The organism is Gracilimonas qinghaiensis, assembly GCF_046602855.1.
Lineage (GTDB): Bacteria > Bacteroidota > Rhodothermia > Balneolales > Balneolaceae > Gracilimonas.
On record NZ_JBKINJ010000001.1, the window covers coordinates 559,960 to 583,435 of the forward strand.

At 41.3% G+C, this 23,476-nt stretch carries 22 protein-coding genes; 11 read left to right on the top strand and 11 right to left on the bottom strand.

Annotated features, from left to right (window positions below; translation table 11 throughout):
* The first annotated feature begins 141 nt into the window (after positions 1–141).
* Positions 142–1,419, top strand: a complete 1,278-nt coding sequence (locus ACKGJO_RS02555; RefSeq protein WP_411321827.1) for a DEAD/DEAH box helicase — start codon at positions 142–144, stop codon at positions 1,417–1,419.
* 39 nt (positions 1,420–1,458) lie between these two features.
* On the opposite strand, the gene ACKGJO_RS02560 is transcribed toward ACKGJO_RS02555, so the two are convergent.
* The 3 genes from ACKGJO_RS02560 to ACKGJO_RS02570 are packed head-to-tail and all read right to left on the bottom strand — an operon-like array spanning position 1,459 to position 4,281.
* Positions 1,459–2,673 (bottom strand): GAF domain-containing sensor histidine kinase, encoded by a 1,215-nt coding sequence (locus ACKGJO_RS02560; protein ID WP_411321828.1) that lies wholly within the window; start codon positions 2,671–2,673, stop codon positions 1,459–1,461.
* An 8-nt stretch (positions 2,674–2,681) separates the two neighbouring features.
* Positions 2,682–3,575 carry an SMP-30/gluconolactonase/LRE family protein gene (locus tag ACKGJO_RS02565; RefSeq protein ID WP_411321829.1) on the bottom strand — a complete coding sequence of 298 codons (894 nt, stop codon included), beginning with the start codon at positions 3,573–3,575 and terminating at the stop codon, positions 2,682–2,684.
* Positions 3,576–3,594: 19 nt separating this feature from the next.
* Positions 3,595–4,281: a hypothetical protein gene (locus ACKGJO_RS02570; RefSeq protein WP_411321830.1), complete on the bottom strand. Its 687-nt coding sequence runs from the start codon at positions 4,279–4,281 to the stop codon at positions 3,595–3,597.
* A gap of 667 nt (positions 4,282–4,948) precedes the next feature.
* Between ACKGJO_RS02570 and ACKGJO_RS02575 the strand changes: the two genes are divergently transcribed.
* Positions 4,949–6,739, top strand: coding sequence for a DEAD/DEAH box helicase (locus tag ACKGJO_RS02575; protein ID WP_411321831.1), 1,791 nt, complete (start codon positions 4,949–4,951; stop codon positions 6,737–6,739).
* A 218-nt stretch (positions 6,740–6,957) separates the two neighbouring features.
* Here the strand turns inward: ACKGJO_RS02575 and hisI are convergent, their stop codons facing one another.
* From hisI to folE, 4 genes are all read right to left on the bottom strand, one after another.
* Positions 6,958–7,440 carry a phosphoribosyl-AMP cyclohydrolase gene (gene hisI, locus ACKGJO_RS02580; protein WP_411321832.1) on the bottom strand — a complete coding sequence of 161 codons (483 nt, stop codon included), beginning with the start codon at positions 7,438–7,440 and terminating at the stop codon, positions 6,958–6,960.
* A gap of 193 nt (positions 7,441–7,633) precedes the next feature.
* Positions 7,634–7,939, bottom strand: a complete 306-nt coding sequence (yidD, locus tag ACKGJO_RS02585) for a membrane protein insertion efficiency factor YidD (protein WP_411321833.1) — start codon at positions 7,937–7,939, stop codon at positions 7,634–7,636.
* Positions 7,939–9,396 (bottom strand): cysteine--tRNA ligase, encoded by a 1,458-nt coding sequence (gene cysS / locus ACKGJO_RS02590; RefSeq protein ID WP_411321834.1) that lies wholly within the window; start codon positions 9,394–9,396, stop codon positions 7,939–7,941. Before cysS ends, yidD begins: the two co-directional genes overlap by 1 nt.
* Positions 9,397–9,400: 4 nt before the next feature.
* Entirely contained in the window at positions 9,401–10,087 is a 687-nt protein-coding gene (gene folE / locus ACKGJO_RS02595) for a GTP cyclohydrolase I FolE (protein WP_411321835.1), read from the bottom strand.
* A 218-nt stretch (positions 10,088–10,305) separates the two neighbouring features.
* On the opposite strand from folE, the gene ACKGJO_RS02600 reads away from it, so the two are divergent.
* Together ACKGJO_RS02600 and ACKGJO_RS02605 are read left to right on the top strand one after the other, a co-directional pair.
* Complete coding sequence (locus tag ACKGJO_RS02600) at positions 10,306–10,614, top strand: Dabb family protein (protein WP_411321836.1); 309 nt, start codon at positions 10,306–10,308, stop codon at positions 10,612–10,614.
* A gap of 34 nt (positions 10,615–10,648) precedes the next feature.
* Positions 10,649–10,933, top strand: coding sequence for a Smr/MutS family protein (locus tag ACKGJO_RS02605; RefSeq protein ID WP_411321837.1), 285 nt, complete (start codon positions 10,649–10,651; stop codon positions 10,931–10,933).
* Here ACKGJO_RS02605 and ACKGJO_RS02610 read toward each other — a convergent pair.
* Positions 10,920–11,801: an alpha/beta hydrolase gene (locus ACKGJO_RS02610; RefSeq protein ID WP_411321838.1), complete on the bottom strand. Its 882-nt coding sequence runs from the start codon at positions 11,799–11,801 to the stop codon at positions 10,920–10,922. The two genes, ACKGJO_RS02605 and ACKGJO_RS02610, sit on opposite strands and share 14 nt — an antisense overlap.
* 187 nt (positions 11,802–11,988) lie before the next feature.
* Between ACKGJO_RS02610 and ACKGJO_RS02615 the strand changes: the two genes are divergently transcribed.
* The 4 genes from ACKGJO_RS02615 to ACKGJO_RS02630 all read left to right on the top strand — a co-directional run bounded on the left by ACKGJO_RS02615 (position 11,989) and on the right by ACKGJO_RS02630 (position 17,231).
* Positions 11,989–13,824, top strand: coding sequence for a MutS-related protein (locus ACKGJO_RS02615; protein ID WP_411321839.1), 1,836 nt, complete (start codon positions 11,989–11,991; stop codon positions 13,822–13,824).
* A 296-nt stretch (positions 13,825–14,120) separates the two neighbouring features.
* A complete protein-coding gene (locus ACKGJO_RS02620) occupies positions 14,121–14,678 on the top strand; it encodes a YceI family protein (RefSeq protein ID WP_411321840.1) in 558 nt (185 codons plus the stop codon).
* Positions 14,679–14,722: 44 nt separating this feature from the next.
* Positions 14,723–16,009, top strand: a complete 1,287-nt coding sequence (locus ACKGJO_RS02625) for a hypothetical protein (RefSeq protein ID WP_411321841.1) — start codon at positions 14,723–14,725, stop codon at positions 16,007–16,009.
* Positions 16,010–16,247: 238 nt separating this feature from the next.
* A complete protein-coding gene (locus ACKGJO_RS02630) occupies positions 16,248–17,231 on the top strand; it encodes a hypothetical protein (RefSeq protein ID WP_411321842.1) in 984 nt (327 codons plus the stop codon).
* 3 nt (positions 17,232–17,234) lie between these two features.
* Here the strand turns inward: ACKGJO_RS02630 and ACKGJO_RS02635 are convergent, their stop codons facing one another.
* Positions 17,235–17,837, bottom strand: a complete 603-nt coding sequence (locus ACKGJO_RS02635) for a hypothetical protein (RefSeq protein ID WP_411321843.1) — start codon at positions 17,835–17,837, stop codon at positions 17,235–17,237.
* A 62-nt stretch (positions 17,838–17,899) separates the two neighbouring features.
* Between ACKGJO_RS02635 and ACKGJO_RS02640 the strand changes: the two genes are divergently transcribed.
* From ACKGJO_RS02640 to ACKGJO_RS02650, 3 genes are all read left to right on the top strand, one after another.
* Positions 17,900–18,673, top strand: coding sequence for an inositol monophosphatase family protein (locus tag ACKGJO_RS02640; RefSeq protein WP_411321844.1), 774 nt, complete (start codon positions 17,900–17,902; stop codon positions 18,671–18,673).
* Positions 18,670–20,955: a hypothetical protein gene (locus ACKGJO_RS02645; RefSeq protein ID WP_411321845.1), complete on the top strand. Its 2,286-nt coding sequence runs from the start codon at positions 18,670–18,672 to the stop codon at positions 20,953–20,955. The genes ACKGJO_RS02640 and ACKGJO_RS02645 overlap by 4 nt, the downstream gene beginning before the upstream one ends.
* A gap of 75 nt (positions 20,956–21,030) precedes the next feature.
* Positions 21,031–21,474 (top strand): nuclear transport factor 2 family protein, encoded by a 444-nt coding sequence (locus tag ACKGJO_RS02650; protein WP_411321846.1) that lies wholly within the window; start codon positions 21,031–21,033, stop codon positions 21,472–21,474.
* 99 nt (positions 21,475–21,573) lie between these two features.
* On the opposite strand, the gene ACKGJO_RS02655 is transcribed toward ACKGJO_RS02650, so the two are convergent.
* Positions 21,574–22,056: a hypothetical protein gene (locus ACKGJO_RS02655; protein ID WP_411321847.1), complete on the bottom strand. Its 483-nt coding sequence runs from the start codon at positions 22,054–22,056 to the stop codon at positions 21,574–21,576.
* 211 nt (positions 22,057–22,267) lie between these two features.
* A complete protein-coding gene (locus tag ACKGJO_RS02660; RefSeq protein WP_411321848.1) occupies positions 22,268–23,362 on the bottom strand; it encodes an ice-binding family protein in 1,095 nt (364 codons plus the stop codon).
* Positions 23,363–23,476 lie beyond the last annotated feature (114 nt).

Consider the following 23,476-nt stretch of genomic DNA (forward strand, 5'->3'; position numbering starts at 1 on the left):
ATGAGTTCAAGCTGTATTTCTCTTTAACTGGGTATAACAAGCGTTCTCACATCCTGAAATACTTCAGCAATTAATTGCGTACCTTTAGATTCACTTTTCTTAGCCCGGCTTGGAGCCGGGCTTTTTCATTTAATACCCTATATGTCTTTTAAATCACTTGACCTCAGTACACCCATCCTTAGATCTTTGGAAGAAGAAGGATACACTCAGCCCACGCCTATTCAATCTAAAGCCATTCCCATTGCTCTTAAAGGCACCGATGTTTTGGGATGTGCACAAACCGGAACAGGAAAAACGGCCGCATTTGCCATTCCTATTTTGCAGTTGCTGAGTGCTGGTAAATCCCGTGGACAAAATCGGAAAATCCGAAGCTTAATTGTGACTCCAACCCGAGAACTTGCCATTCAGATCGATGAAAGTTTTCAGAACTATGGCCGATACACTGATTTAGACACCGCTGTTGTCTTTGGAGGCGTAAATCAAAAAGGGCAGGTGAATAAGCTGAAGCGAGGCGTAGACATTCTTACAGCCACACCGGGGCGACTATTGGATCTAATGAATCAGGGCTTTATTTCTCTTTCAGATATTGAAATATTTGTATTAGATGAGGCCGACCGTATGCTGGATATGGGTTTCATACATGATATTAGGAAGTTACTGAAGGTCCTTCCAGATAAGCGGCAAACACTATTTTTCTCGGCCACTATGCCTTCAGAGATCGTAAAGCTTTCAAGGTCGATTTTAAAGAATCCGGTGAGAGTAGAAGTTACGCCTGAATCCTCCACCGTAGATATGATTGAACAAGGAATCTACTTTGTTGACAAAGGAAATAAAAAGAATTTACTGGTAGATGTGTTACAGGAAACGGGCACAAAATCGGCATTGGTCTTTACACGGACCAAACACGGTGCCAACAAAGTAGTGAAACTGCTGAATAGCCAAAATATTCAGGCAGAAGCTATTCATGGAAACAAATCTCAGACGGCCCGGCAGCGGGCACTTGGTAATTTCAAAGATCAGGTAACAAGAGTGCTGGTCGCCACTGACATCGCGGCACGTGGCATAGATGTGGATGAATTGCAGTATGTTATCAATTATGAAATACCCAATGTTCCGGAAACCTATGTGCATAGGATAGGCCGAACCGGAAGAGCCGGGTTAGACGGAACAGCACTGTCGTTTTGTGATGCACAGGAAAAGGCCTATTTGAGGGATATAGAAAAACTGATCGGGCAAAAAGTTCCTGTTATCGAGGAGCATAAATATCCTTTGGAGAACCATGACGCCGCTGCTTCTGACACTAAAAAACAGCGCCCACCCAGAAAGCATAAAAGCAACAAAAGATCATCAAACACTTTTGGTAAGACAAAGGGTACTAATAAGAAAAGAAGAAGAAAAAGTGCAGGAAATAATAAGTAAAAAGTAAATTTCCGCTGGAAATATTTTTAGCTTAATTAATTAAATAAGCAGCGTGGGAATATGAACGGTTACAGAAGTACCCTTTTCCGGTTCTGATTCAATGAACATATCACCGTTCAGAGATTCAACCAAGTGGCGAGCCAGCTGAAATCCATAGCCAAAGCCACGTTCGTCTCTAGTGCCTGCAGTAGAACTTGGATTGCCTGATAATATATCATTGATCTTTTCTGCATCCATGCCCTGACCGTTGTCTGTAATTTTGAACTTTAGAAAAGTTTCATCAGTCTCAACAAGGGTAAGATTTATGTCTACTTTTCCGTGTTTCTGAGTGAATTTAATGGCATTGGTGATAAGGTTTCCAAAGATCTGCATAAGTTTATGCTTGGGAAAATATTGTTCAAGCTCATCCCCTGAAGTCGTAATGTTCAGCTCAATGGATTTTGACAATGCCTGTGGCTTATACAATGCATGCAATTTTGACCGCAACTGTTGCAAATTGGTCTGGAAGTGGTACTCTTCAGCATTTTCACTGATCTTAAAATCATTAGAAAGAATGTCGTCTGCCATTTCTAGGACAGATTCACTACCGCTTTTTATCAGTTCCAGAAAATGACGTGATTCATCTAAGTCAGTATCGCCAAGCTCAGATTCCATGATCTCCGCTATACCAATAATGCCACCTATCGGTCCACGTATATCGTGTGTTATTTTTTGCTGCACCAGTTTAAGATTATCAATGGCTTCCTGCATCGTCTTCATTTTGTGGTGATTTTGGATGCAGTTCACCACCTGATCGGCAATGATATTTAGCATTTCTTTTTGTGTGTCCGTCAGGTTCTTAGGCTTGGTATCCATCACACAAAGAGCTCCAACCCGGCCGCCCATGCCATTTGATAGTGGGATGCCATAATAATATTGGATCTGAGGCGATTCAACTACATAGGCTTTATCATTGAATCTGATGTCTTCAGTCAGGTCCTCTATTTCAAGTGGATTCTTTTTCTGGATAGTATACTGACAAACCGTTTTTTCCCGTGGCATCTGATGCAGGTCGAAACCGTAGTTAGAGATCGTCCACTGAGTATTTGCCTCCAATAAGTTTACAAGCGATATAGGAGTCCCTGTTACGTGAGCAGCTAGCTTGGTAAGGTCATCAATTTTTTCATTGATGGTAGAGTAATCAACGTCTAGTTCCGCCAGATTCAGCAGGCGTTCAAATTCGTTTATTGATTTATGGGATGTGGGTTCAGGCATTGGTTATGTTATTTTAACTCCCAGATTTCAACCTTATCCAGGGCAATATAGGGAACAGCTATATGCTTAAGATCAGTGTTGATCCCGATATCAGCGGGTCTGCCCGTTGTATGGATCAAGATCATTTCTTGCATAGGATTGTATACCCGAATAGATGAATCCTGTTGGCTTGCTGAAAATAAATTGGTATCGATGAACTCGATACCGTCAAAATTGCCGCCTTCCAAAGTTGCAAATTCTTCCAGTTCGCCAGAAGCATTAAAGGAATAAAAAACCTGATCACCGCCCCAAGGTGCCAGAATAAAATTTCCGCTTACAGGGTCGAGGGTGATGCCATTGGGTGCACTGGGCAAGTCGTCTAAAAAGATAGAAGGCCGACCATTTTCAACTTTGTAAACGGTTGAAGACCCTGTGTCGGTAACATAAAGCCTGTTGTTGCTATCTGCTGATATATCATTCAAAAAGCCTATCTCAAATTGTGTGAAATCAATAAAATCAGTTTGCTCTCCGGTTGTTCTGTCGAATCCGTGAACGCCTAAAACATCAGCAACCCAAAGCGTTTTATCAACGATATACATACCACGTGGGGCATGAAGTGGGATTTCTTCTGTTCCGGTCATAAATTTAAGGTTCACAATATTTCCCTTAGCATCGGCTTTGGTGATGAAACCTGTTGAATCCTGATCATTACCTCCACCGGTAAAATTGGCAATGAAATATACTTTTTGATGCGAATCATAACGAACGGCTTCAGGGCCATCCAGCCCGGTGATGCTATAGGCAATATCAGTTGAATCCTGAACGGTGTCCAGCTTCAGAGTGGATTGTTGATTCGAACTATTACATCCCAAAAATCCGAACAGGATGACTACCATAATAACTGAGAATAGGGGGTATTTCATATTAGCTGACTATATAGGGTTATTTATTGAACCAGGATATATCTCGCAGATCGAACTGATCTTGTTGATTCCAATCAGTATTAATGATCACGCCACCGACTAGAAGAAGAGGTTTAGCTGCTAAGGTTTCGATGCCGGCGCTAATAATATCCGTGAGTTCACGCTTGATCTGTTCAAATGCAACTTCAGTAGTTTCAATAACCTCATTTTCAGCGTTCCTTATGGTCTCATGGTTTTCCGTAAGAACCTTATTGACTTGTCCCTGCTGATAATCATTGTGAGCAACATTCAATACACTTCCATTTTTTATGGCATTTAGTCCGGCAATAAGTGAGCCGCAACTTGAGCTTGGATTCTCCTGACCTTCTCTGAGTACTTTTCCGATTGTACCATCTTTAGAAATACCAATGTGAGGACCATATAGTATCATAGCTGCACCGTTGTCGGGTATGTGACTGGCAAATGCTGCAAAACCTGTTTTACCTGTAAACGGTAAACCGGATATACCTCCAAAGAAAAAGGGTCCGGGAGCTTTAAAATGCTTGCCTAAGGTCAAAAAAGTGTTATTGATCTCATCACTGCAAATGGATGTGCCCCAAATTGAATTGGAAGATTCTATGCTGTTGCTATTGAATTCCTTGACAATGGTTTCCTCAAGTTTGGAAACTGTTATTGTATTGTTGTAAAAATCAGAAATATTGGCCATATCAGTTATATAAATGTTTAGTTGGTCAAATCTAACTATTTAAACATAATTTATGGAAATTATATCCCGGTTGTTAAGTGGATATTTTTTGACTGGAAACCTACGATGCCTGTTTTATTTGTTTTATAGTATGCTACTTATGACGGATATCCAACAAGCAAGATATTGGTAAAAGTTGTATTCGCGGCTTAGGTGCTATATACAGTTAAGAACATCTTATGCATTTCAGGTCAAAAAAATCTAACCCATGAAATAAAGATGTGTATCAACCAATAGTAATAGGTCTTGATATATGGCCTCTTTCTTTTAGTAATAATTCAACTGAGCCAAATTCAGCATAAATAAAAAATAATAAAACTGTGCACCAAAGTAGCACGATCTGAAGAGGTCACAATTATAATTTCTATCAGGCTGATCAGAAATTAAATGTACTCAGGTTTCATAACAGAAAGTTTTTATGTGTATATTGAGAGCTTATTGAAAATTCGTGAGTTCGCGATAAGACTGGAATCTTATACTTTTCAGGTTTATAGAACCTTGCTGGCCTTTGTAAATCAAGCAGTCGCGCTTGCCTCTTGTCCATAGCTCACCCCCTAATTAAATTTCCGGACAAGAAGCAGTACAGCACCAATTTCTGAACGGGATAAAAACGACTAAAAATTACTATATGTCAACGTTCAAAGAACTGGGCCTGTCGCCCGAAATATGTAAAGCCGTAGAAGATCTTGGCTTTGAAACCCCAACTGAAGTACAGGAAAGAGCTATTCCTACTATTTTAGCTACCCAAAGAGATCTTGTGGCACTGGCCCAAACCGGAACCGGTAAAACCGGTGCTTTTGGAATGCCCGTGCTGCAACAGGTAGATGCCAACTCAAATAATGTTCAGGTACTGGTGCTTTCACCAACTCGTGAATTAGCTATTCAGATCGAAAAGGATCTCAAGGCATTTGCCAAATACCAAAAAGGAATTAGTACAGTTGCTGTTTACGGCGGGGCTAATATCTCCACTCAAATACGTGCACTGAACAGAGGAACTCAGGTTGTTATTGGAACACCCGGAAGAATGCTGGATCTCATCAGAAGAGGAAAACTCGATGTGACCAACGTTCGCTCACTCATACTTGATGAAGCTGATGAAATGCTGAATATGGGTTTTCAGGATGACCTGGATGCCATTCTTCATGATACACCAAAAGAAAAACAAACGTTGCTGTTTTCGGCCACCATGCCTAAACAAATTTCTAAAATGGCACGTAAGTACATGAATAATCCTGAGGAAATTCAAGTGAATGCCCGTAATTCAGGCGCATTGAATGTGGAGCATCACTTTTATATGGTCAACGCAAAAGACCGTTACGATGCTCTTAAGCGAATTGCTGATGTAAATCCCAATATTTATGGGATCATTTTTTGCAGAACTCGTCGGGAAACGGCTGATATAGCATCTAAGCTTTCAAAAGAGGGTTATAATGCTGATCTGTTGAACGGAGATTTGTCACAGAATCAACGTGATGAGGTGATGAATCGATTCCGCACCGGTGAACTTCAGCTGTTGGTAGCAACAGATGTTGCAGCACGCGGCCTTGATGTGGATAGCCTGACACACGTTATCAACTATAACCTGCCCGATGATCTGGAAGTATACATTCACAGAAGTGGACGTACCGGTCGTGCAGGAAACAGCGGAATCTCAGTTTCTATCATTCACACACGTGAAATGAATAAGATCAGAGCTCTTGAGAAAATGTCCGGAAAGGATTTTATCAAACAAGACGTGCCGAAAGGCGAGGAAGTTTGTGGTGTTCGAATGATGGATATGGTAGAAAAACTCAGAACTACCGAAGTCAATCAAAAGCAGATCGATAAATATTTGCCGGAAGTTTATGAAAGACTTTCTGACCTTGGCTGGCAGGAACTTATCCAACATTTCGTATCCATGGAGTTCAATCAGATCCTGGAATATTACGATAAAGCAGGTGATATAAATGCCTCAGCCGGAAGATCGAACAAAAAGAACAACAAGCGTAATTCTTCCGGTAAAGGAAACCGCAATTCTAATGGACGTAGCAACAATCGTGAGGCTGAAGAAGGCTTTACACGCTATTTCCTGAATGTCGGTCAGCGTGACGGGTTAAATCCGGCACGACTTATGGGTGTTGTGAATGAGCAAATGCATGGTAAAAAGCCGGATTTCGGCAAGATCGATATCCAAACCAACTTCTCATTCTTTGAAGTAGAAGAAGGGTTCGACTCAAAACTGTTTGATGCCATGAATGGCTCACAATTTGAAGGCCGTGATATCAGTGTAGAACTGGCTAAGCCGGATAAGAGTGGATCCGGATCTTCATCATCTTCAAACAGTGGAAGATCCAACAAAGGAAAGAGAAATTCCGGTGGCTCCAAAAAAGCCAAGGGTGGACTCATTAAGAAGAAGAAAAGCCCAAAGGTCTACGCTTAGTAGATATGGAATAATTTAATCTCTCCTGAACCTGTCTGTGGGGAGTGAATAGAATGTAAGCCCGGAATCAGCAATGGTTTTGGGCTTTTTTATTGGGCTTAGTCGTGGGTAAGTATGAAAGCAAAAAACCGCAGGGGTAATTCATGAACTACCCCTGCGGTTTAAACTAATTACCGAATAATGATTCAGGTAATCCCAATATTAGCCAAACCAATGATCTAGAGCTTGGTAGGATTTGGTGCGTCTCCATAAACTTCTTTGGGGTCAAAGACCTTTTCGTCTTCCTCGAATTCCAGTTCCCCGTCTTTTTTCTCAAACTCCTCGCCGGTCGGCACACTTCTGAAGAAGCATGAGCGATAGCCTACGTGGCAGCTGGCGCCATTGCCTTGAACTTCAACCCGAAGCCACACACAATCCTGATCATCATCTATACGCATTTCCTTTACGGTTTGAACCAGACCACTGGTAGCGCCTTTATGCCAAAGAGTCTCTCTGCTGCGACTATAGTACACAGCTTCACCGAGCTCGATGGTTTTTTTAAGTGCTTCCTCATTCATGTAACCATGCATTAAAAGCTCACCTGATTCATAATCAGTGGTTACAACCGGTATAAGTCCGTTTTCCTGGAACTTAGGGGCCAGGTCATTTCCTTCTTCTACTTGTTCTACGGTAATGCGTTTTTTGAATGCTATTTTAGACATAATAATAAATGGTAGTGTCATTATGAGCGAAAGCGAAGAACCTTCAACTTATCAATTTGTGAAGACCCTTCGGGGATACCCTCAGGATGACTGAATTTGTTTATAGTTTCACTAATATTTGTGTTGTGTTACAACTCGCTCTGGACTCTTTGGGTCGGAGCGAATTAGAAAGGTGTTAAATTCCACCATTTCGTCAGTCGGATTTAGAGTCGTCAGACGAAGAATTCTGTTCAATATTAGATGTTGAATGTTCTTTGTTGGATCTTCTCTTTGGTACCGGATCATAGCCTTCGCCACCCCAGGGATGACAGGTTCCGATCCTTCTAATACCGAGCCAGAAACCTTTTAGCGGTCCCCATTCATTCACTGCTTCAATCATGTAGTGTGAACATGTAGGGGAATACCTGCAGCTGTTACCCAGCCAGGGTGAAATGGCAAGCTGATAAAAACGGACCGAACCGATGATCAGCTTACTGAATATGAGCTTCAGCCATTTCATTACTCAATTTCGAAGGACGTGCCTTCTTTTCCATCCATAAGCTGAACACCCAGCTCTTTCAGGTCATCACGGATCTTATCCGAGAGCTCAAAATTTTTGTTGCTTCGGGCATCCTTACGGATCTCAATAAGCAATTCTATTAAACCTTTGGTCAGCTCCTCATTTCCACCGCCTTCCTGAGGCCAGATACCTAATACACCGTCCACAAAGTCATGGAGAAATTCTTTGATCTCTTCGATATTTGAAGGCGTTTTTTTATCGGTGATCTGTTTTCGGATCTCTTTCAGCTGCTCAAACAGAATAGCAATTGCCTGAGCTGAATTAAAGTCGTCATTCATCACACCTTCAATGGAATTCTTCAATCCATCCAGATCGAAAACTTCACCATTACCTGCTTCTGCACCATCGATCGTATTGATCATGGAGTGAAGGCTTTTGAGTCCGGTTTCAGAAGCACTTAAGGCATCTTCAGAAAAATCAGTTGTGCTGCGATAATGAGACTGTAGAAGGAAGAAACGGATCACTTCAGGTGGCCAGGCTCTGGTGAGCAATTCATGGTCGCCCGTAAAAAATTCGTGCAGATTGATCGCATTACCCAGCGATTTACCCATTTTCTGACCTTCCAGGGTCACCATATTGTTATGGAGCCAATATTTGACAAATTCTTTGTCGTGGGCACATTCCGCTTGTGCTATCTCACACTCGTGGTGGGGGAACTGATTTTCCAATCCACCGCCATGGATATCAAAACTCTCACCCAGGTATTTAGTACTCATTGCTGAGCATTCGACATGCCAGCCGGGATACCCAACACCCCAGGGAGAATCCCATTTCATAATGTGTTCCTGATCTGCTTTCTTCCATAAAGCAAAATCTTCCGGACTGTGTTTGTCTGAAGCAGTTTCAACGCGGGTGCCTGATTCTGCATCTTCAGTTTTACGTCCACTCAATTTTCCATATTCTGGATCGGAAGACACGTCGAAATAGACGTTGCCATTTACTTCATATGCATGGCCATTTTCGATCAATTTCTTAACCATGGAGATCTGCTCCGGGATATGTCCAGTGGCGCGGGGAGCAATATCAGGCCTCAATACGTTCAGCGCATCCATATCCCGAAAATACGTGTAGGTATATTTCTCGGCAATTTCCATGGGCTGTACTTTCTCAATGCGTGCCTGCTTGCTGAGTTTGTCTTCACCTACTTCGGCATCATCCACCAGGTGGCCTACATCCGTGATATTCTGCACGTAGCGTACATTATACTCAAGGTATCGCAGATATCGCAGGATCACATCGAAAGAAACGTAACTTTTGGCATGACCAAGATGGGCATCACCATAAACGGTAGGTCCGCATACATACATACCCACGTGTGGTGGATTAAGCGGTTCAAACCGTTCTTTTTTTCGTGAAAGAGTATTGTAAACCTGAAGATTTTTTGCTTTTTCAGCCACAGTATTAATCTATCTGCGTGTTGGTTCTGATGTAATCAATAAATTTCTGCTGTGTGTCTTCATTCTTGAAAGCACCGCGATATTCTGCAGTAATAGTTGTACTGCTGTGGTCTTTGATACCACGGGTTGACACGCAAAAATGTTTGCTATCAATAAACACAGCCACATCATCGGTCTCAAGAGCAGCCTGTAATTCATCTGCGATCTGCAGGGTCAAGCGCTCCTGAACCTGAGGTCGGCGAGAGTAATAATCAACGATTCTGTTGATCTTTGACAATCCGATCACCCTTTTGCCGGAGGGGATATAAGCCACATGTGCTTTTCCAATAAATGGCAGGAAGTGGTGTTCGCAGAATGATGTTACCTCAATATTTTTTTCAACCACCATTCCATTATAGTCGTAACTGTTGCTGAACTGACGTGCAATAGGTTTGTTCTTAGGATTCAGTCCCTCAAAAATTTCCTTTACATACATTTTAGCAACGCGGTAAGGTGTACCGCTTAAACTGTCATCCTCAATATCGAGGCCTAGTGTTTTCATGATCTCAGCAAAATGTTCCTGAATGACCTCTATCTTCTCTGAGTCACTCATTTCAAAAGCATCGTCTCTGAGTGGGGTTTGAACTGAGGTACTTATGTGGTCTTCGCCGATATCTTCGGCAGTGATCTTATCTAAATCCAATTTTTTCAATATTAGGTGTTGTGTTTGTCAAGATAACAGAGTGAATATTTCATCTGCTAAACAGAACCATAAAGTTAAGGGTTCCAAGCGTTAATTGACAGCGTGCGAAATGCTTTCGAATATCGAATATTGATCAGAAGAATAGTGAATATCGAAGTATTCAAAATTGGGAATTCTGACCAGTTCAATAGATATTTAGGAATTACCAAAAATTAAAAAATCAGAAAATGATCAAGCATATTGTAATGTGGAAGCTGAAGGATGTGGCTGAGGGTAAGACCAAGGCTGAGAATGCTGAAACCATTAAAAAGCTGTTGGAGGATCTTCCGTCTAAAATAACGGAGCTAAGATCAGTGGAAGTTGGGATCAACGTTTTGGATGGCGATGATGACGCTATTTGCGATGTGGTTCTAACAGTGATCTGCAACAATAAAGAGGACCTGAAATCTTATGCCGGGCACCCGGATCATCAGAAAGTGGTATCCTTTATTAAAAAAGTGGTGACTGAAAGACGAGTGGTCGACTATTTTAAGTGATCAATAAACAGTTAACAGTGAGCAGTGGACATTGATGTCAGAATTTGAGTCTGTTGAATTACCTATTGACGGGGAGTTGGATCTTCATCTTTTTAAGCCTCAGGATCTAGGCGAGCTTATTCCGGACTACATTGAGGAATGCCTGAAGAAGGATATTACTTCGATCCGCATTATTCATGGAAAGGGTAAAGGGGTGCTCAGGAGAACGGTTCATAGCTTACTTGACCGAAATCCTCACGTGGTTTCTTATAGCCTGGCCAGTGATAGAAGCGGGTGGGGAGCCACGATCGTTGAAGTGAAGCCCACTAATTCAGAATAAAGGTCAAGGGTTCATGCACCCGCATAGCCCAATACTGTTCCTTGTGATCATGCCCCTCAAATTTTTTAGTGATCCAGTTTTCTCCCTCCGTAAATCCATTTTCCTTCATTATCTGATCAACCTGATCCTGATACACTTCATATTCTCCATCCAAACCACGGGTTCCGTAATCAAAATAGATCTTATGGGATTCGGGGTGGGGCAGAGATTTTGGGATATAATTCAGAAAATCATTTTCGCCATTATCTGCAACCGGCCAGTGGGTTGAGAGGCACGCAGCCGCACCAAATACTTCAGGGTATTCCATGATAGCGTAAAGGGATATCAATCCTCCCATGCTGGAACCCATGATCGACGTATACTCTGCTTCCGGATTAGTGCGATAATTCTCATCAATAAATGGTTTCAGCTCCTGTACCATGAACTTCAGATATTCATCAGATATAACCTTGTCATAGCCCAACATTGGGGCATCCACAGGTTTATCGGGCATGTATTCAGCAAAGCGGGTTTCACCTGAATTCCAGGCAGCCACCACGATCGTTTTCTGTACTTTATTTTCTGAGATCAAGTTGGTCAATACCTCATCTACCATCCAGTCGTTGCCATTGTAAGAGGTCTCAGGGTTGAAAACATTCTGGCCATCGTGCATATAAAGCACCTGATAGGATGAGTCTTCCGTAGAATAATTTGGAGGGAGCCAAACTTCCACATTTCTTGGTGCCACGAATTCAGAATTAAAATCTTCGTAGAAATCCACAGTTCCGGTTACTGCTTTGAAAGGATTCTGCGGTTCCTGTTCTCTCTTAGAACCACAAGCTGAAGAAAATAGTAAAATTGAAAAGGTGAGGAATAAAAGATTTTGCATGGTGTGGGTTTTGGGAAGGGTTTAACTAAATTAGGAAAAGATGCCTAATGAGTAAAGCATTATCGAAGGGAAAGAACTTATGGGGAACTGCTAATAACTAAACATAAAACACTTTCTTGGCAGACTGTAAACTAAGTGCTTTTATGCCTATCCTCCAAGCCGACACTTTTATTAATAATGATCATACATGAGCATATACCCAAAAAAAGAATTACGAGAGCAGTTCAACGATCAAATTGAAAAACTGGATCGTCTGATCAGTGATCTGGAAGAAGCAAGTACCCGATTTTCATATGTAAGAGGGGCGTACTTTGTGATATCTGTACTTGCTCTGTATGCAGTTGCCCAAACGGGGAGTGACGGTATATTCTTCAGTTCTCTGCTGGCCCTTTCAGGGGGATTCATTTATCTGGTCTCCCGACACAAAAAGATCACTGATCATCGGGATCAGCTTTCTTTTTTGAAAGAGGTCAAAAATCAACAGGTTGGCCGAATGGATCTGCAATGGGAGAAATTACCTGAATACTCTTTCGAGAGGGACCTGAGTGATCATGCTTACTCAAATGATCTTCATATAACAGGTGAATTTTCGGTCCATCATCTGATGGATACTTCCATATATGAAGGTAGTTCAAATCGATTAGCCGATTGGCTGCTTAATGATGTACCGGACACTGAAGAGGCAAAGAAAAGACATCGATTAGTACAGGAGCTCATGCCTTTAACCAGCTTCAGGGACAGACTTCAGGTTCAGGCCTTTATATCACGGAAAGAAGAATCTGACAAGGACTGGAGTCTGGATAAGTTGTTAAAGTGGATGCGTGAGCCACGTGAGGTAAAATTCGGCCTTAGCCTGGCAGTATTAAGTCTGTTATCCATATCCAATATCGTGTTATTGATCACAGCCATTTCAGGAATAACTGGGCCATGGGTGTTGATCACCTTTTTGACTTACCTCGGTTACTACAATTTTAACAGCCATAAGATCTCGGGCCTGTTTGATGCCGGGTATCAGATCGACAAGCAAATGGATCGGTTCGGTAAGATCCTGTTATATATTGAACAGTACCGGTTTTCAAAAGGCTCAAATCTGGAGGATTTTTTATCTAATTTTCAAAATGAGGATGATTCACCCTCATACTATTTAAAGAAGGCTTCAAGGCTGGCTGGGGCTGCTTCATTACAAACCAATCAGGTTCTTTGGCCTCTGGTCAACATGGTGATACCATGGGATATGTACTTTTCTATGAAAATGGAAGATCTCAAAAAAGAGCTTGAGCCAAAATTAACAGAATGGCTTAATGATTTTTATGAACTGGAAGCCCTCAATTCCATGGCTAACTTTGGATATTTGAATCCAGGGTACTGTTTTCCTGATTTTGATCCTTCCGGTGATGTCATATTTGAAGCGAAAGATCTTGGCCATCCTTTGATCCATTATTCAGAAAGGGTTACGAATGATTTTACTGTGAAAGAGGGTGACGATCTGTTTTTGATCACCGGTTCAAACATGGCCGGTAAAAGCACCTTTTTACGAACCGTTGGAGTTAATATGGTGCTTGCCTTTGCAGGTGCCCCGGTCAATGCATCATACTTTTCAACAAGGGAGTTCAGGGTTTTTACCAGTATAAATGTGAAGGATTCTCTGGAAGGAGGACTGTCACATTTTTATGCAGAGGTAAGAAGGTTACGAAGGTTGCTGGATGAACTTGAAGGTGATCATTCCATTCCATTATTCTTTTTTGTGGATGAGATCTTTAAAGGCACGAATAACAGGGAGCGATTTAAGGGGAGCACGGCTTTTTTGAAGAATGTAGCCGGTAAAAATGGTACAGGAATGGTATCAACTCATGACCTGGAACTTGCCTCACTGGAAAACGAAATAATAGGTCTGAGCAACTGGCATTTTGCAGAGACTATTGAAAATGGTAAGATGAGTTTTGAATATAAGATCAAAAAAGGGCCATGTCCCACAACAAATGCCCTTAAGATCATGCAGATGGAAGGATTGCCCATAGAATAATTTTTCGGCATTGGTTGCGCTTTTTTAGTTGTATTAAATGGAGCGCAATATGGGTTAAAAAGACTTATGAGGAAAAAAATGCCACAGTTCGGACTTAATAAAACAGCTTGTCATAACAACTTCATTGATTCTTCATATTCGGTTTGATATATTTCAGATGTAAGTTAATATTATACAGTGTCTTGTATAAAGAAATAAAATAAATGACGTCTTCATTTTTTCTTCATGAAGAGTGGTGATATTAAGAGCGAATTCAATTAACGAATAACAATTCAAAATAATCCAATGAGGTCAACATGTTAAGAATTCTAATCACACTTATGTTTGCGTTCAGCAGTCTGTTCGTTTCCGCGCAGAACTACAACGTAGATATTGAAAACAGTAAAGTTGTCATAGACGGAACGTCTAACGTTCACGACTGGCAATCAGAAGCTGAACAATTTTCAGGTAATGCTGCGATCGAACTTGAAGAAGACTCGCTGATTTCCATTTCAGATCTGCAATTCAACGTTGTAGTAGATGGAATAAAAAGCGGTAAAGGCGGTATGGATAGCAAAACATATGATGCTCTTAATAAAGACAAGTATCCAAATATTACCTTTGTGCTTTCAGAAGTCACTTCAATAAATGACAGCTCACTTACTGCAACCGGTGATCTGACTATTTCCGGAGTAACTAAATCTATACAGATGGATGTTTTATATGAGATCCTTCCGGATGGATCAGTACTATTCGAAGGCACTCAAAATATAAATATGAAGGATTATGACGTCGATCCACCACGAGCAATGTTCGGAGCCATTAGAGCCGGCGAAGAAGTTGATGTCATCTTTGACGCTAAATTCATTCAGTAACAAACTCTTTTAACTAACCAACAATTAACCAAACCTTTAAGGTCATGAAACTACTAAATAAAACTATCACTACACTGCTTGTCGCGGTAATTATGGGAGCTTTCTCATTCTCCTCGCAAGCTCAGGAACGCAATAACATTCAATATTATACACCACCTACCAAGGCCGGATTGAATGTATTTGAAGCCCCATTTACAACAGATGTCGAATTTGACGGTGTCTATGTAAGATTAGGTGGCTCCAACACTTTGCAGTTCCAGGGACTAAGCCATGAAAATGATGCAAACAATCTTTCAGATTTACAGTCTAACTTTAACTTAGCTACCTCTAATCTCGACTTTGATGTCGCATTGGCACCGGGTATGAGAATGCACTTACGTACGTATCTGTCTTCACAACACCACGCTGAAGCATGGGTAAAAGGTGGATATCTCCAAATTGACAATTTTGATTTTATCATGGAAGGTTTCTTAGCAGGTCTTGCTGATAATATCCGAATCAAAGTAGGTCACATGGAGAATAACTATGGTGACACGCACTTTAGAAGATCAGATAACGGTGCTGCTATATTAAATCCATTCGTAGGTAACTACATCATGGATAGCTTTACTACAGAAGTAGGCGGTGAAGTATATATTTACTCAGGTAACGTTTTTGGTATGATCGGTCTTACCAATGGTAAACTGAACCAAAGCACAAACGAAGAAACGATTAAAACCAAGCCTTCTTTCCTAACTAAAATTGGATATGACAGTCAGGTTAATGATGATCTTAGATTTCGTTTGACCGGTTCATTGTTCAGAGTTTCTCAAAGCTCATCAATTTACCTTTACTCAGGCGACCGTGCCGGTACACGCTACTATAACGTAATTGAGCCAGGAAACTTCCGTGCAGGTAGATTTTCTCCTTCTTTTGCTGTCTCAGGAAGAGCACCAGGTGGTCCAATTGCAGGCGAAATGACTGCCATAATGATTAACCCTTTTGTGAAATTCCAAGGGTTAGAATTCTTTGGTGTATTTGAGTCCGTAACTGGTCAAATCGACACAGAAGCTGACAGCCGTACATACACACAGCTAGGTGCAGAACTTCTGTACAGATTTGGAATGGATGAAGACTTCTATATAGGCACTCGTTACAACTCCGTTTCAGGCGAAAATACCAGTAATGTGGATGTGGATATTTCCAGATTCAACATTGGTGGTGGCTGGTTCTTAACAGAAAACGTGATGACTAAAGTTGAGTACGTAAAACAGTCATATGACAATTTCAGCGGCGACTATGCCGGAGCAGAATTTAGCGGAATCATGTTAGAGGCTGTAGTAAGCTTCTAATATACCGACCTCATAGGAAAAGGGTGCGCTGTGAAAGGCTCGCCCTTTTTTCGGTATTCGCTAAAGCCGAATAGTTCAGGATCTCAGATCCGGCTGTTCGGCTTTTTTTATTTGTTGGAGATAGTTATGCTTATTGAATGGATCCATACCCCCCGTAGAGTCACGATGCATCGTGACTCTACGGGGGGTAATTGCTATATTGGATAGGATTGGTTTAAATCATATAAAAAACATATTTATGAACGATAAATCCTCATTGGTACGAATAGGCAGCCTCGTACTTCTTGGCTTTTTAATGGTATCCTGTAACTCAGAGAGTGAAGGGATCCAACCTGCTGAAGAGCAGCTGAACCTGATGGCGATCAGCGGTATGGATAGGATCAATGACGGTTCTTATCTGTCAGTGTATGACCTGAAAAGTTTTGAAGAAGGGAATAGGGTGGGAATTATCGAGGTATCGGAGGATATAGGAATAAATGTATACCCTGTTAAGGTCACTCATTGGCAGCATGAAGATGGAGCAGGCAGTGATCTAGAGTCTGTATGCGGTTTGCACAACCGCGATAATGAATTTCTAATAGCGGAATCTGGTAAGTGGGATGGTAAGTTCGGCCGAATGTTCCATCTTAAATTGACCGGAGATTCCACATCATATGAAGCACAAGTGTTGGGTGTACTTGATCTTCCGGAATTTGATGCCAAAGGGCCTCAGGATAATGCAGGTGATGAGATCGAAGGATTAGCCTGCATTTCGACCCAAACTGATAACGTGATGGTCTTGTTAGGGGAGAGAGGTGGCTCGAGTGCATATCCCAATGGATTGATCAGATGGGCGGAGGCTGATCTTTCAGACTACTCGTTAAACTGGAGCGAGAAAGGCAGAAAGGGGGTCGAAGTCAATGCACCGGGAAATTGGGTGGATGATAAGAAAAACAGAGACATCTCGGCTTTGTACATTGATGGTGGCAATAGCTTATGGGCCACAGCTTCGGAAGAGTTAGGAGATAACGGTCCGTTCAATTCCCTAATTTACAAGGTAGGAACAGTTCAGGTTGATGATCAAATTCCGATCAGGTTGGTTAAGAATTTTGAAGTTTACAAAACACTGAATGGGTTTAAAGCTGAGGCTATCACAGGTGGAACTGAACTTATTCCGGGTAGTGTGTTTGCAATTGGAACCGAAGATGAGCTGTTGGGCGGAAGCTGGAGAGTTATGAACTAAAGGTCAATTCATAAATGGACTTCGCATGATCACAAGGTCGAATTGAATATCAAGTTCATCTTCAACCTTAATAAGCCCAAACATGGGAGAGGGTGGATCAAGACCGAAATCGGTCATTCTGAGTATTTTGTTGCCACCTACCGTAAAACTTTCCTCACTGCTGGAAAAAGTATGTAGAGGCACGGTATAGTTTCGTTCCTCACCGGCAATTCTGATTGTTACCTTCGCTAGCTTGGGAATTAGATTGGTAGAGTCTGAGACTACGAGTTCATTCAATATGATCTCAATGAAAGGATATTCCTTGTACTTTAGGGTACTTTTGAAATCGCGATTGATAGCACGTTTTCCGCAATCAAATTGATCTATCTCCAGGCTCAGGTTTACCCCATTTACCTGAACTGTATCACCCTTCACAGAGTAAGAGTAATCCAGAGAATCTTTTTGTAGCTCGTGTTCAGATTCACAGGAAAATTCATTTACATTTGATTTTCCTTTAATGCTTAACTTACTGCTGTCTTTTAACTGAACCTGTCCATCCTGAGCAAGTGTCAGGGCGGGCAGCAGCGTAAAAGATACGACCAACAAAGTAGACAGCTTTTTTATCATACTCATAGTTTTGGTGAGAGATTAAAGAACTTTTTTAAATTTTATATGAACATACGAAGTTAATGACAAAAGAATTACTGGATACAGCAATTGAGATTGCCCGTATCGGTGGGCAACATACCCTTAAATATTTCAAGAAAGATATAAATATAATTTCAAAAGATGATGATACACCTGTAACAGTTGCTGACCGTGAGACAGAGCAAGTTATCAGGAAGGAAATACTGAAGCGTTACCCCGATCACGGCATCGTGGGAGAAGAATTTGGCAAAACAAATGAAGGCAGTAATATTACCTGGGTATTGGACCCTATTGACGGAACCAAATCATTTATTCATGGTGTTCCATTTTATACCACCCTCATCGGAGTCTTGATCGATAACGAACCTCAGGTTGGCATAATTTACGCACCGGCCCTTGATGAACTCTGTGCTGCAGGTATCGGACTTGGAGCCACTTTTAACGGCGTTTCTTGCAGTGTCAGCAAGACGAAAGATCTCAGTGAAGCCACGTTTCTAGTGACTGAGATCGACAGGTTCAGGCAAATGGGACAACAACAACTTTTTCAGGAACTTCTGGATCAAACCAAACTTCACAGAACATGGGGAGATGCCTATGGACACATGATGGTGGCCACAGGACGTGCAGATATAATGTATGATCCCGAACTGAATATTTGGGATGCCGCTGCGTTATTACCGGTAGTTAAAGAGGCCGGTGGAATTTTCAGTGATGTTAAAGGAGAACAAACCATACATTCAGGTAATGGATACTCCACCAATCAGTTATTATATCCGGAATTAAAAAAAATCTTTGAAGAACACTTTTCAAAATGAAGAAATCAATTGTTTTAACACTATTTCTAATCGCTCTATCCAGCCAGCTTTTTGCACAGAATGAGGGTACTGTTTGGCAATATTCAGCTTATCCGGACCTGCCTTTTACTATAGAGAAGGTGGATCTTGAGATGACTGTAGATCCTGAGCAACCTTTATTGGTTGGAAAAGGTACCTACACGTTGATTTCGAGAAATCCAAAGCTTTCCAGGATCGTATTCAACTCAGCCGAATCTCAGATCGAAAGTATTTTTATAAACGGTGAACAGTCCGACTTTGCAGTTTCTTTTGACTCACTGATCATTACATTGGCTGACACTTTAAAAACAGGAGAAAAGGCTGCGTTAACCATTAACTGGACCACAAGCTCACGATATGGCATCAATAAGGATGTATATGGCAATGTTTGGGCTTCCCTGAATCCTAAAAGCCGCCGTTACTGGATGCCTCTTCCTGATCATCCTGAGGTGACTTTTATGCTAAACGCTGCCTATACGGTCCCCACAGAACTTGAACTCGTTTCTCACGGCACCAAGGTATCGGATGAACTTTCTTCTGTGGATCTAAAAACCGTAGAATGGAATTCAACAGAAGATATTCCGGTCTCCGGGCTAACTTTTGTATTGGGTAATTATGAATCTATCAATGCGAGAGCCGGAGTTAAAAAAGTGACTTTGCATGCCAATGAAAACGCCTTGCTGCCCGAAGCAAGAGAAGAATTGCTGGATATAGCAGTTTCTACTTTAAAGAGCTATGAACAAAAAGTTTCCTCAGAATTTCCATACCGTTCTCTGAATGTGGTTGTACTACCTGATCATCATTGGGAAGAGATTCACTCAGGGGCAGGAGTTATTTATTTATATCAAAACCTGGGTTCTCTGGCTACACAACTGAGGCGTGGAATAGCCGGACAATGGTTCGGAAATTATCACCGATACCTGAAGGCATATGACAATAGGTATGAGTTCCTCAAAGTACTTATGGCCGACTCCCGCAACACAGGGCAGCTTCAAAATGCAGATAACCTGCAATCCATACACAGATGGAATATCTGGGAGTCTGGAGTACAGAGTATCAATAATGAATACATGAAAGAAGTGATGGAGGAATCTCTTGCTGATATGATTCAACATTTTAAAGGAGTGACCGAATGGGAAAACTATGCAGACCTATGGTATGATAAGACCGGTTATTACTGGGAAACTTTACCTCAACCCGAAGAATTTGAGGAAAGAAAAGAAGATGCAGAACCTGAAAATGAGGTAACCTACAATGTTGAATACGTGTATGATGAACTCAACGGTAGTTTAACATTGGTTTTTGAAGCAGATGAAGACCCTATCGAAACGCTGGTCTCGGTTGAGGCAACAGCTTATAGCTTCACAGATACCACAGAAACTGAATTTACTTTTACAGGGGCCCAAGATACCGTAGGTGTGAATCTGAGTACGGGCATAGATTACATGACGATCCGCACTCCTGACCATCCGGACTTGATCCTGAATGAAAGCAAGCCCTTTATGTTTTGGATCGGTCAGCTTAGGGATAAAAAACCAGAAAACCGTATTCAGGCTGCTAAGGCACTACAGGCTTACAGCGACAATCCGGACCTGCAACTGGCACTAAGAGACGTGATGACACAGGAGCAGAATGAGGAAGTAAGAGCAGCTATGCTGGAGACTTTGTCAACCATTACCAAAGACGCAACAGGAACAGAGGAAACTTTTATTGGTTACGTGAACTCTGAGAGCGTGTCAACTCAGTTATCAGGTCTCAAAGCTTTGGCCAACTACGAAGGTAATGAGTCGGCAGCCTACACGGTTCGGAATAAATTGATCAGGACCGATACAGATACAGTTTTCAACACCGCCTTGAGATCTTATGTACAGATCGCTCCGGTGGCTGATGTGATCAGTCTGGCTGAACGATTTCAAAGTAGTGGCGAGGATGATAGAAAAGCACTCAAAACATTGAAGACGGTAATAGCCGATGATACCACCGGTTCAGCCCTTCAGATCGCAGACCGCTATGCATTAGGTAATTATCCGTACGAGATCAGAAAGGAGGCTCTTCAGCTGCTGATCAACAACAATACGAATTCAGATTACTGGAATGAATCACTAAATGCTCTTAAAGAGGATCGGGATCCAAGGATACGATTTATAGCACTTGATGCAGTTGAATATATGGAGAGCGATCAGAGAAATGAATTGCTATCATCTATGCTGAATGAAGAGCTAGACCCCAGAGTTATCGGAAAGATCAGGGAGTTGCAGAATTAGTTTAAAGGCGAGAATATGCTTTAGCTGTTTTTTGTCTTCTTATAAATAAGAAAAACAATATCAAAGAATTGAATTATGAAAAGCTCTGTCCTTACACTGTTATTTCTATTTTTCACTCTAACTCTGTCTGCGCAAAACGCCAACGATAAAAAACTGCTCACAGGTTTGCTGGATGAGTTTCTTGAAGGTGCATCTTATAATGACCCTGAGATACATGACCGATTTTGGGCTGAAGATCTGATCTACACCGGATCTGCCGGTAATCGCATGGGAAAATCAGAAATTATGAGTGGTATGAAAGGATCTGCAGACTACAGTTCTGAACCGGAAGTAATGTATCACGGAGAAGATGTACAGATCAATGTATATGGAGAGAGTGCGGTTGTTGCATTTAAGTTAGTGGCTGTAGATAAGTCTTCATTGGGAGAAAGAATGGAATTCTATAACACGGGTACGTTCATCAAAAGAAATGCAGAGTGGAAGGCGGTGGCCTGGCAGGCAACGAGAATTCCTGAATAAATTTTTATCGAAAGGTGAATCTATCTGAAAAGACAAATTCACCCATATCGATAAATCCGATAGCCTAAACCCTTTTAGTAATATTCAGGTAAATATAAATTAATTTACATCACCATAAGAACTTTGGACATTAGTTCCTTTAGTAAATTCATCGGAAGTAAATAAAACCTTATTAGGCTCAAATTCAAGAAACCCTGCATCATCCCTGTAAGCCTTTCCCGAAACTACTTCATAATAACCGCTACCTGCTTCTACTTGAAAGGATATCAGAACACCAACTGCAATACCTTCATCATTGGAAGTAGAAATTAAAGATTCACCGTCCTTAGTTATCCAATGATGACTCCCCCCACCGCTGGTTACATCTTTACAGCCATCCGATTTATAACAAAAGACAATGCCTGTATCACCGTCTGTTGAGATCTCTAGATCTTCAGTACCTGTATTAACTGCCCGGATGGCCAGCCCGTTATCGGATTCATCTAAACCCAGTTCGTCATTGGCAGAAGTTGTTGAACTGTCTTTACACCCGACAGTTATAAATAAAGCAAACATTAAAAAAGCAGAAAAGCGTATAATCATATCAGTATTCATATCAGTATTAGTGAAATAAGTTTAAAGTTTTGATTTCATGAGTAATTACGAGACAGAATTCAGATGTGGGTCATTTTGATTGTATTATTTTTAACTGGGTTACAGCCATAAAAAAAGCAGCCCCGGTTCCCACCGAGACTGCTTTAAGTGTTACATGAAATGTACACTTACTTCTTAATATGAAGTTTAGAATTGTTTATTAAGGTTGAACAACTGTATTACCGTCTAATACTACTGCTGTTTGAGCTAGCATACGGCCATTCAGAGAAGCACCACTGTTTAAGGTAATACCTGTCATAGAAAGGATAACGCCTTCAAAATGAGTGGTTGTTCCAACAGTGACTTCACCGGCTACCTGCCAAAAGATGTTTTTGGCTTGTGCACCACCGCTTAGTGTAATATTTACGGCTGAGCTTAAAGTCAGGTTTTCAGCTATTTGGAAAATCCACACGTCTTCAGCACTACCAGAGATGGTAATATCTGTAGGTATTAGAACCGTATTTGTCCATTTATAAAGACCTGAGGTAAGTGTTTTCCCACCGATATTTCCGTCATATAATTCAAAGAAATCGGGATTAGAACGGCCTGCAGCATCGTTATACGCTGTGATCATATTGTCTACTGCTGTAGTCAGATTTGATGGCGTTGGGTCTGTCATGTCAGCCGCATATAATTTTCCGGTTACCTGATCAGATGTTGCATAGCCGGTATTATCGGTTAATGCGAAGCCTGTAAGGTATGAACCTGCTGCGGGACTTAAACCTAGGTCGCCGGTAATTGCAGAAGTTGGGTTGTTATTAATGGCTGTTTTGGCAAGAATAACATAGTTGGCAGATGTTCCAAGCGCCACTTTTGCTATAGGTTCGTTAGAACCGGCAGTTGTGAAAGTCCACTCAGTATTACGAGTAAGAGCAATACCCTGAGAACTTTTAGCACCGGTTGTGATATTTGCCGTGTAAACTTCAGCTGAAGCAAAACTATTTGTGGCAGTATAAGTTGCAGTTGTTCCGGTATAGCTGACTGTTCCCGGAATAGTTGTTGTTCCTTGTTTCAGGGTAAATGTATTAGCGTTAACCGTAGCGGGATCCATTGCTTCACTGAATGTGATGGTAACGGCTAAGTTTCGTGCTATGTCTGCATCGTTATTTGCAGGACTTGTAGACATAACTGTTGGAGCATCGATATCAGGTTCTCCGATATCTCCTGTATTCTGATTATCACATCCTACCATTAATACAGCCATAAAAAGGGCTGTAAAGGTAGAATATTTGAAAAATTTATTAATTGATTTCATGATTTTGTAGTTACCCGATAAAACGGGTTGTTGTGATATTATTATCACATCTACAATTAACATGAAATTGGAACAGTAAGTATTATACAGTAAAAGAAAATACTTACATAACTT

Bases quoted from the DNA above. Each gene is read 5' to 3' on its own strand.
- ACKGJO_RS02640 (WP_411321844.1), top strand. From the start codon at position 17,900: ATGACAAAAGAATTACTGGATACAGCAATTGAGATTGCCCGTATCGGT.
- yidD (WP_411321833.1), bottom strand. From the start codon at position 7,939: ATGAAATGGCTGAAGCTCATATTCAGTAAGCTGATCATCGGTTCGGTC.
- ACKGJO_RS02630 (WP_411321842.1), top strand. From the start codon at position 16,248: ATGAACGATAAATCCTCATTGGTACGAATAGGCAGCCTCGTACTTCTT.
- ACKGJO_RS02635 (WP_411321843.1), bottom strand. From the start codon at position 17,837: ATGATAAAAAAGCTGTCTACTTTGTTGGTCGTATCTTTTACGCTGCTG.
- ACKGJO_RS02575 (WP_411321831.1), top strand. From the start codon at position 4,949: ATGTCAACGTTCAAAGAACTGGGCCTGTCGCCCGAAATATGTAAAGCC.
- ACKGJO_RS02555 (WP_411321827.1), top strand. From the start codon at position 142: ATGTCTTTTAAATCACTTGACCTCAGTACACCCATCCTTAGATCTTTG.
- ACKGJO_RS02660 (WP_411321848.1), bottom strand. From the start codon at position 23,362: ATGAAATCAATTAATAAATTTTTCAAATATTCTACCTTTACAGCCCTT.
- ACKGJO_RS02570 (WP_411321830.1), bottom strand. From the start codon at position 4,281: ATGGCCAATATTTCTGATTTTTACAACAATACAATAACAGTTTCCAAA.
- ACKGJO_RS02625 (WP_411321841.1), top strand. From the start codon at position 14,723: ATGAAACTACTAAATAAAACTATCACTACACTGCTTGTCGCGGTAATT.
- ACKGJO_RS02560 (WP_411321828.1), bottom strand. From the start codon at position 2,673: ATGCCTGAACCCACATCCCATAAATCAATAAACGAATTTGAACGCCTG.
- ACKGJO_RS02600 (WP_411321836.1), top strand. From the start codon at position 10,306: ATGATCAAGCATATTGTAATGTGGAAGCTGAAGGATGTGGCTGAGGGT.
- hisI (WP_411321832.1), bottom strand. From the start codon at position 7,440: ATGTCTAAAATAGCATTCAAAAAACGCATTACCGTAGAACAAGTAGAA.
- ACKGJO_RS02620 (WP_411321840.1), top strand. From the start codon at position 14,121: ATGTTAAGAATTCTAATCACACTTATGTTTGCGTTCAGCAGTCTGTTC.
- ACKGJO_RS02565 (WP_411321829.1), bottom strand. From the start codon at position 3,575: ATGAAATACCCCCTATTCTCAGTTATTATGGTAGTCATCCTGTTCGGA.
- ACKGJO_RS02645 (WP_411321845.1), top strand. From the start codon at position 18,670: ATGAAGAAATCAATTGTTTTAACACTATTTCTAATCGCTCTATCCAGC.
- ACKGJO_RS02655 (WP_411321847.1), bottom strand. From the start codon at position 22,056: ATGATTATACGCTTTTCTGCTTTTTTAATGTTTGCTTTATTTATAACT.
- ACKGJO_RS02615 (WP_411321839.1), top strand. From the start codon at position 11,989: ATGAGCATATACCCAAAAAAAGAATTACGAGAGCAGTTCAACGATCAA.
- ACKGJO_RS02650 (WP_411321846.1), top strand. From the start codon at position 21,031: ATGAAAAGCTCTGTCCTTACACTGTTATTTCTATTTTTCACTCTAACT.
- ACKGJO_RS02610 (WP_411321838.1), bottom strand. From the start codon at position 11,801: ATGCAAAATCTTTTATTCCTCACCTTTTCAATTTTACTATTTTCTTCA.
- ACKGJO_RS02605 (WP_411321837.1), top strand. From the start codon at position 10,649: ATGTCAGAATTTGAGTCTGTTGAATTACCTATTGACGGGGAGTTGGAT.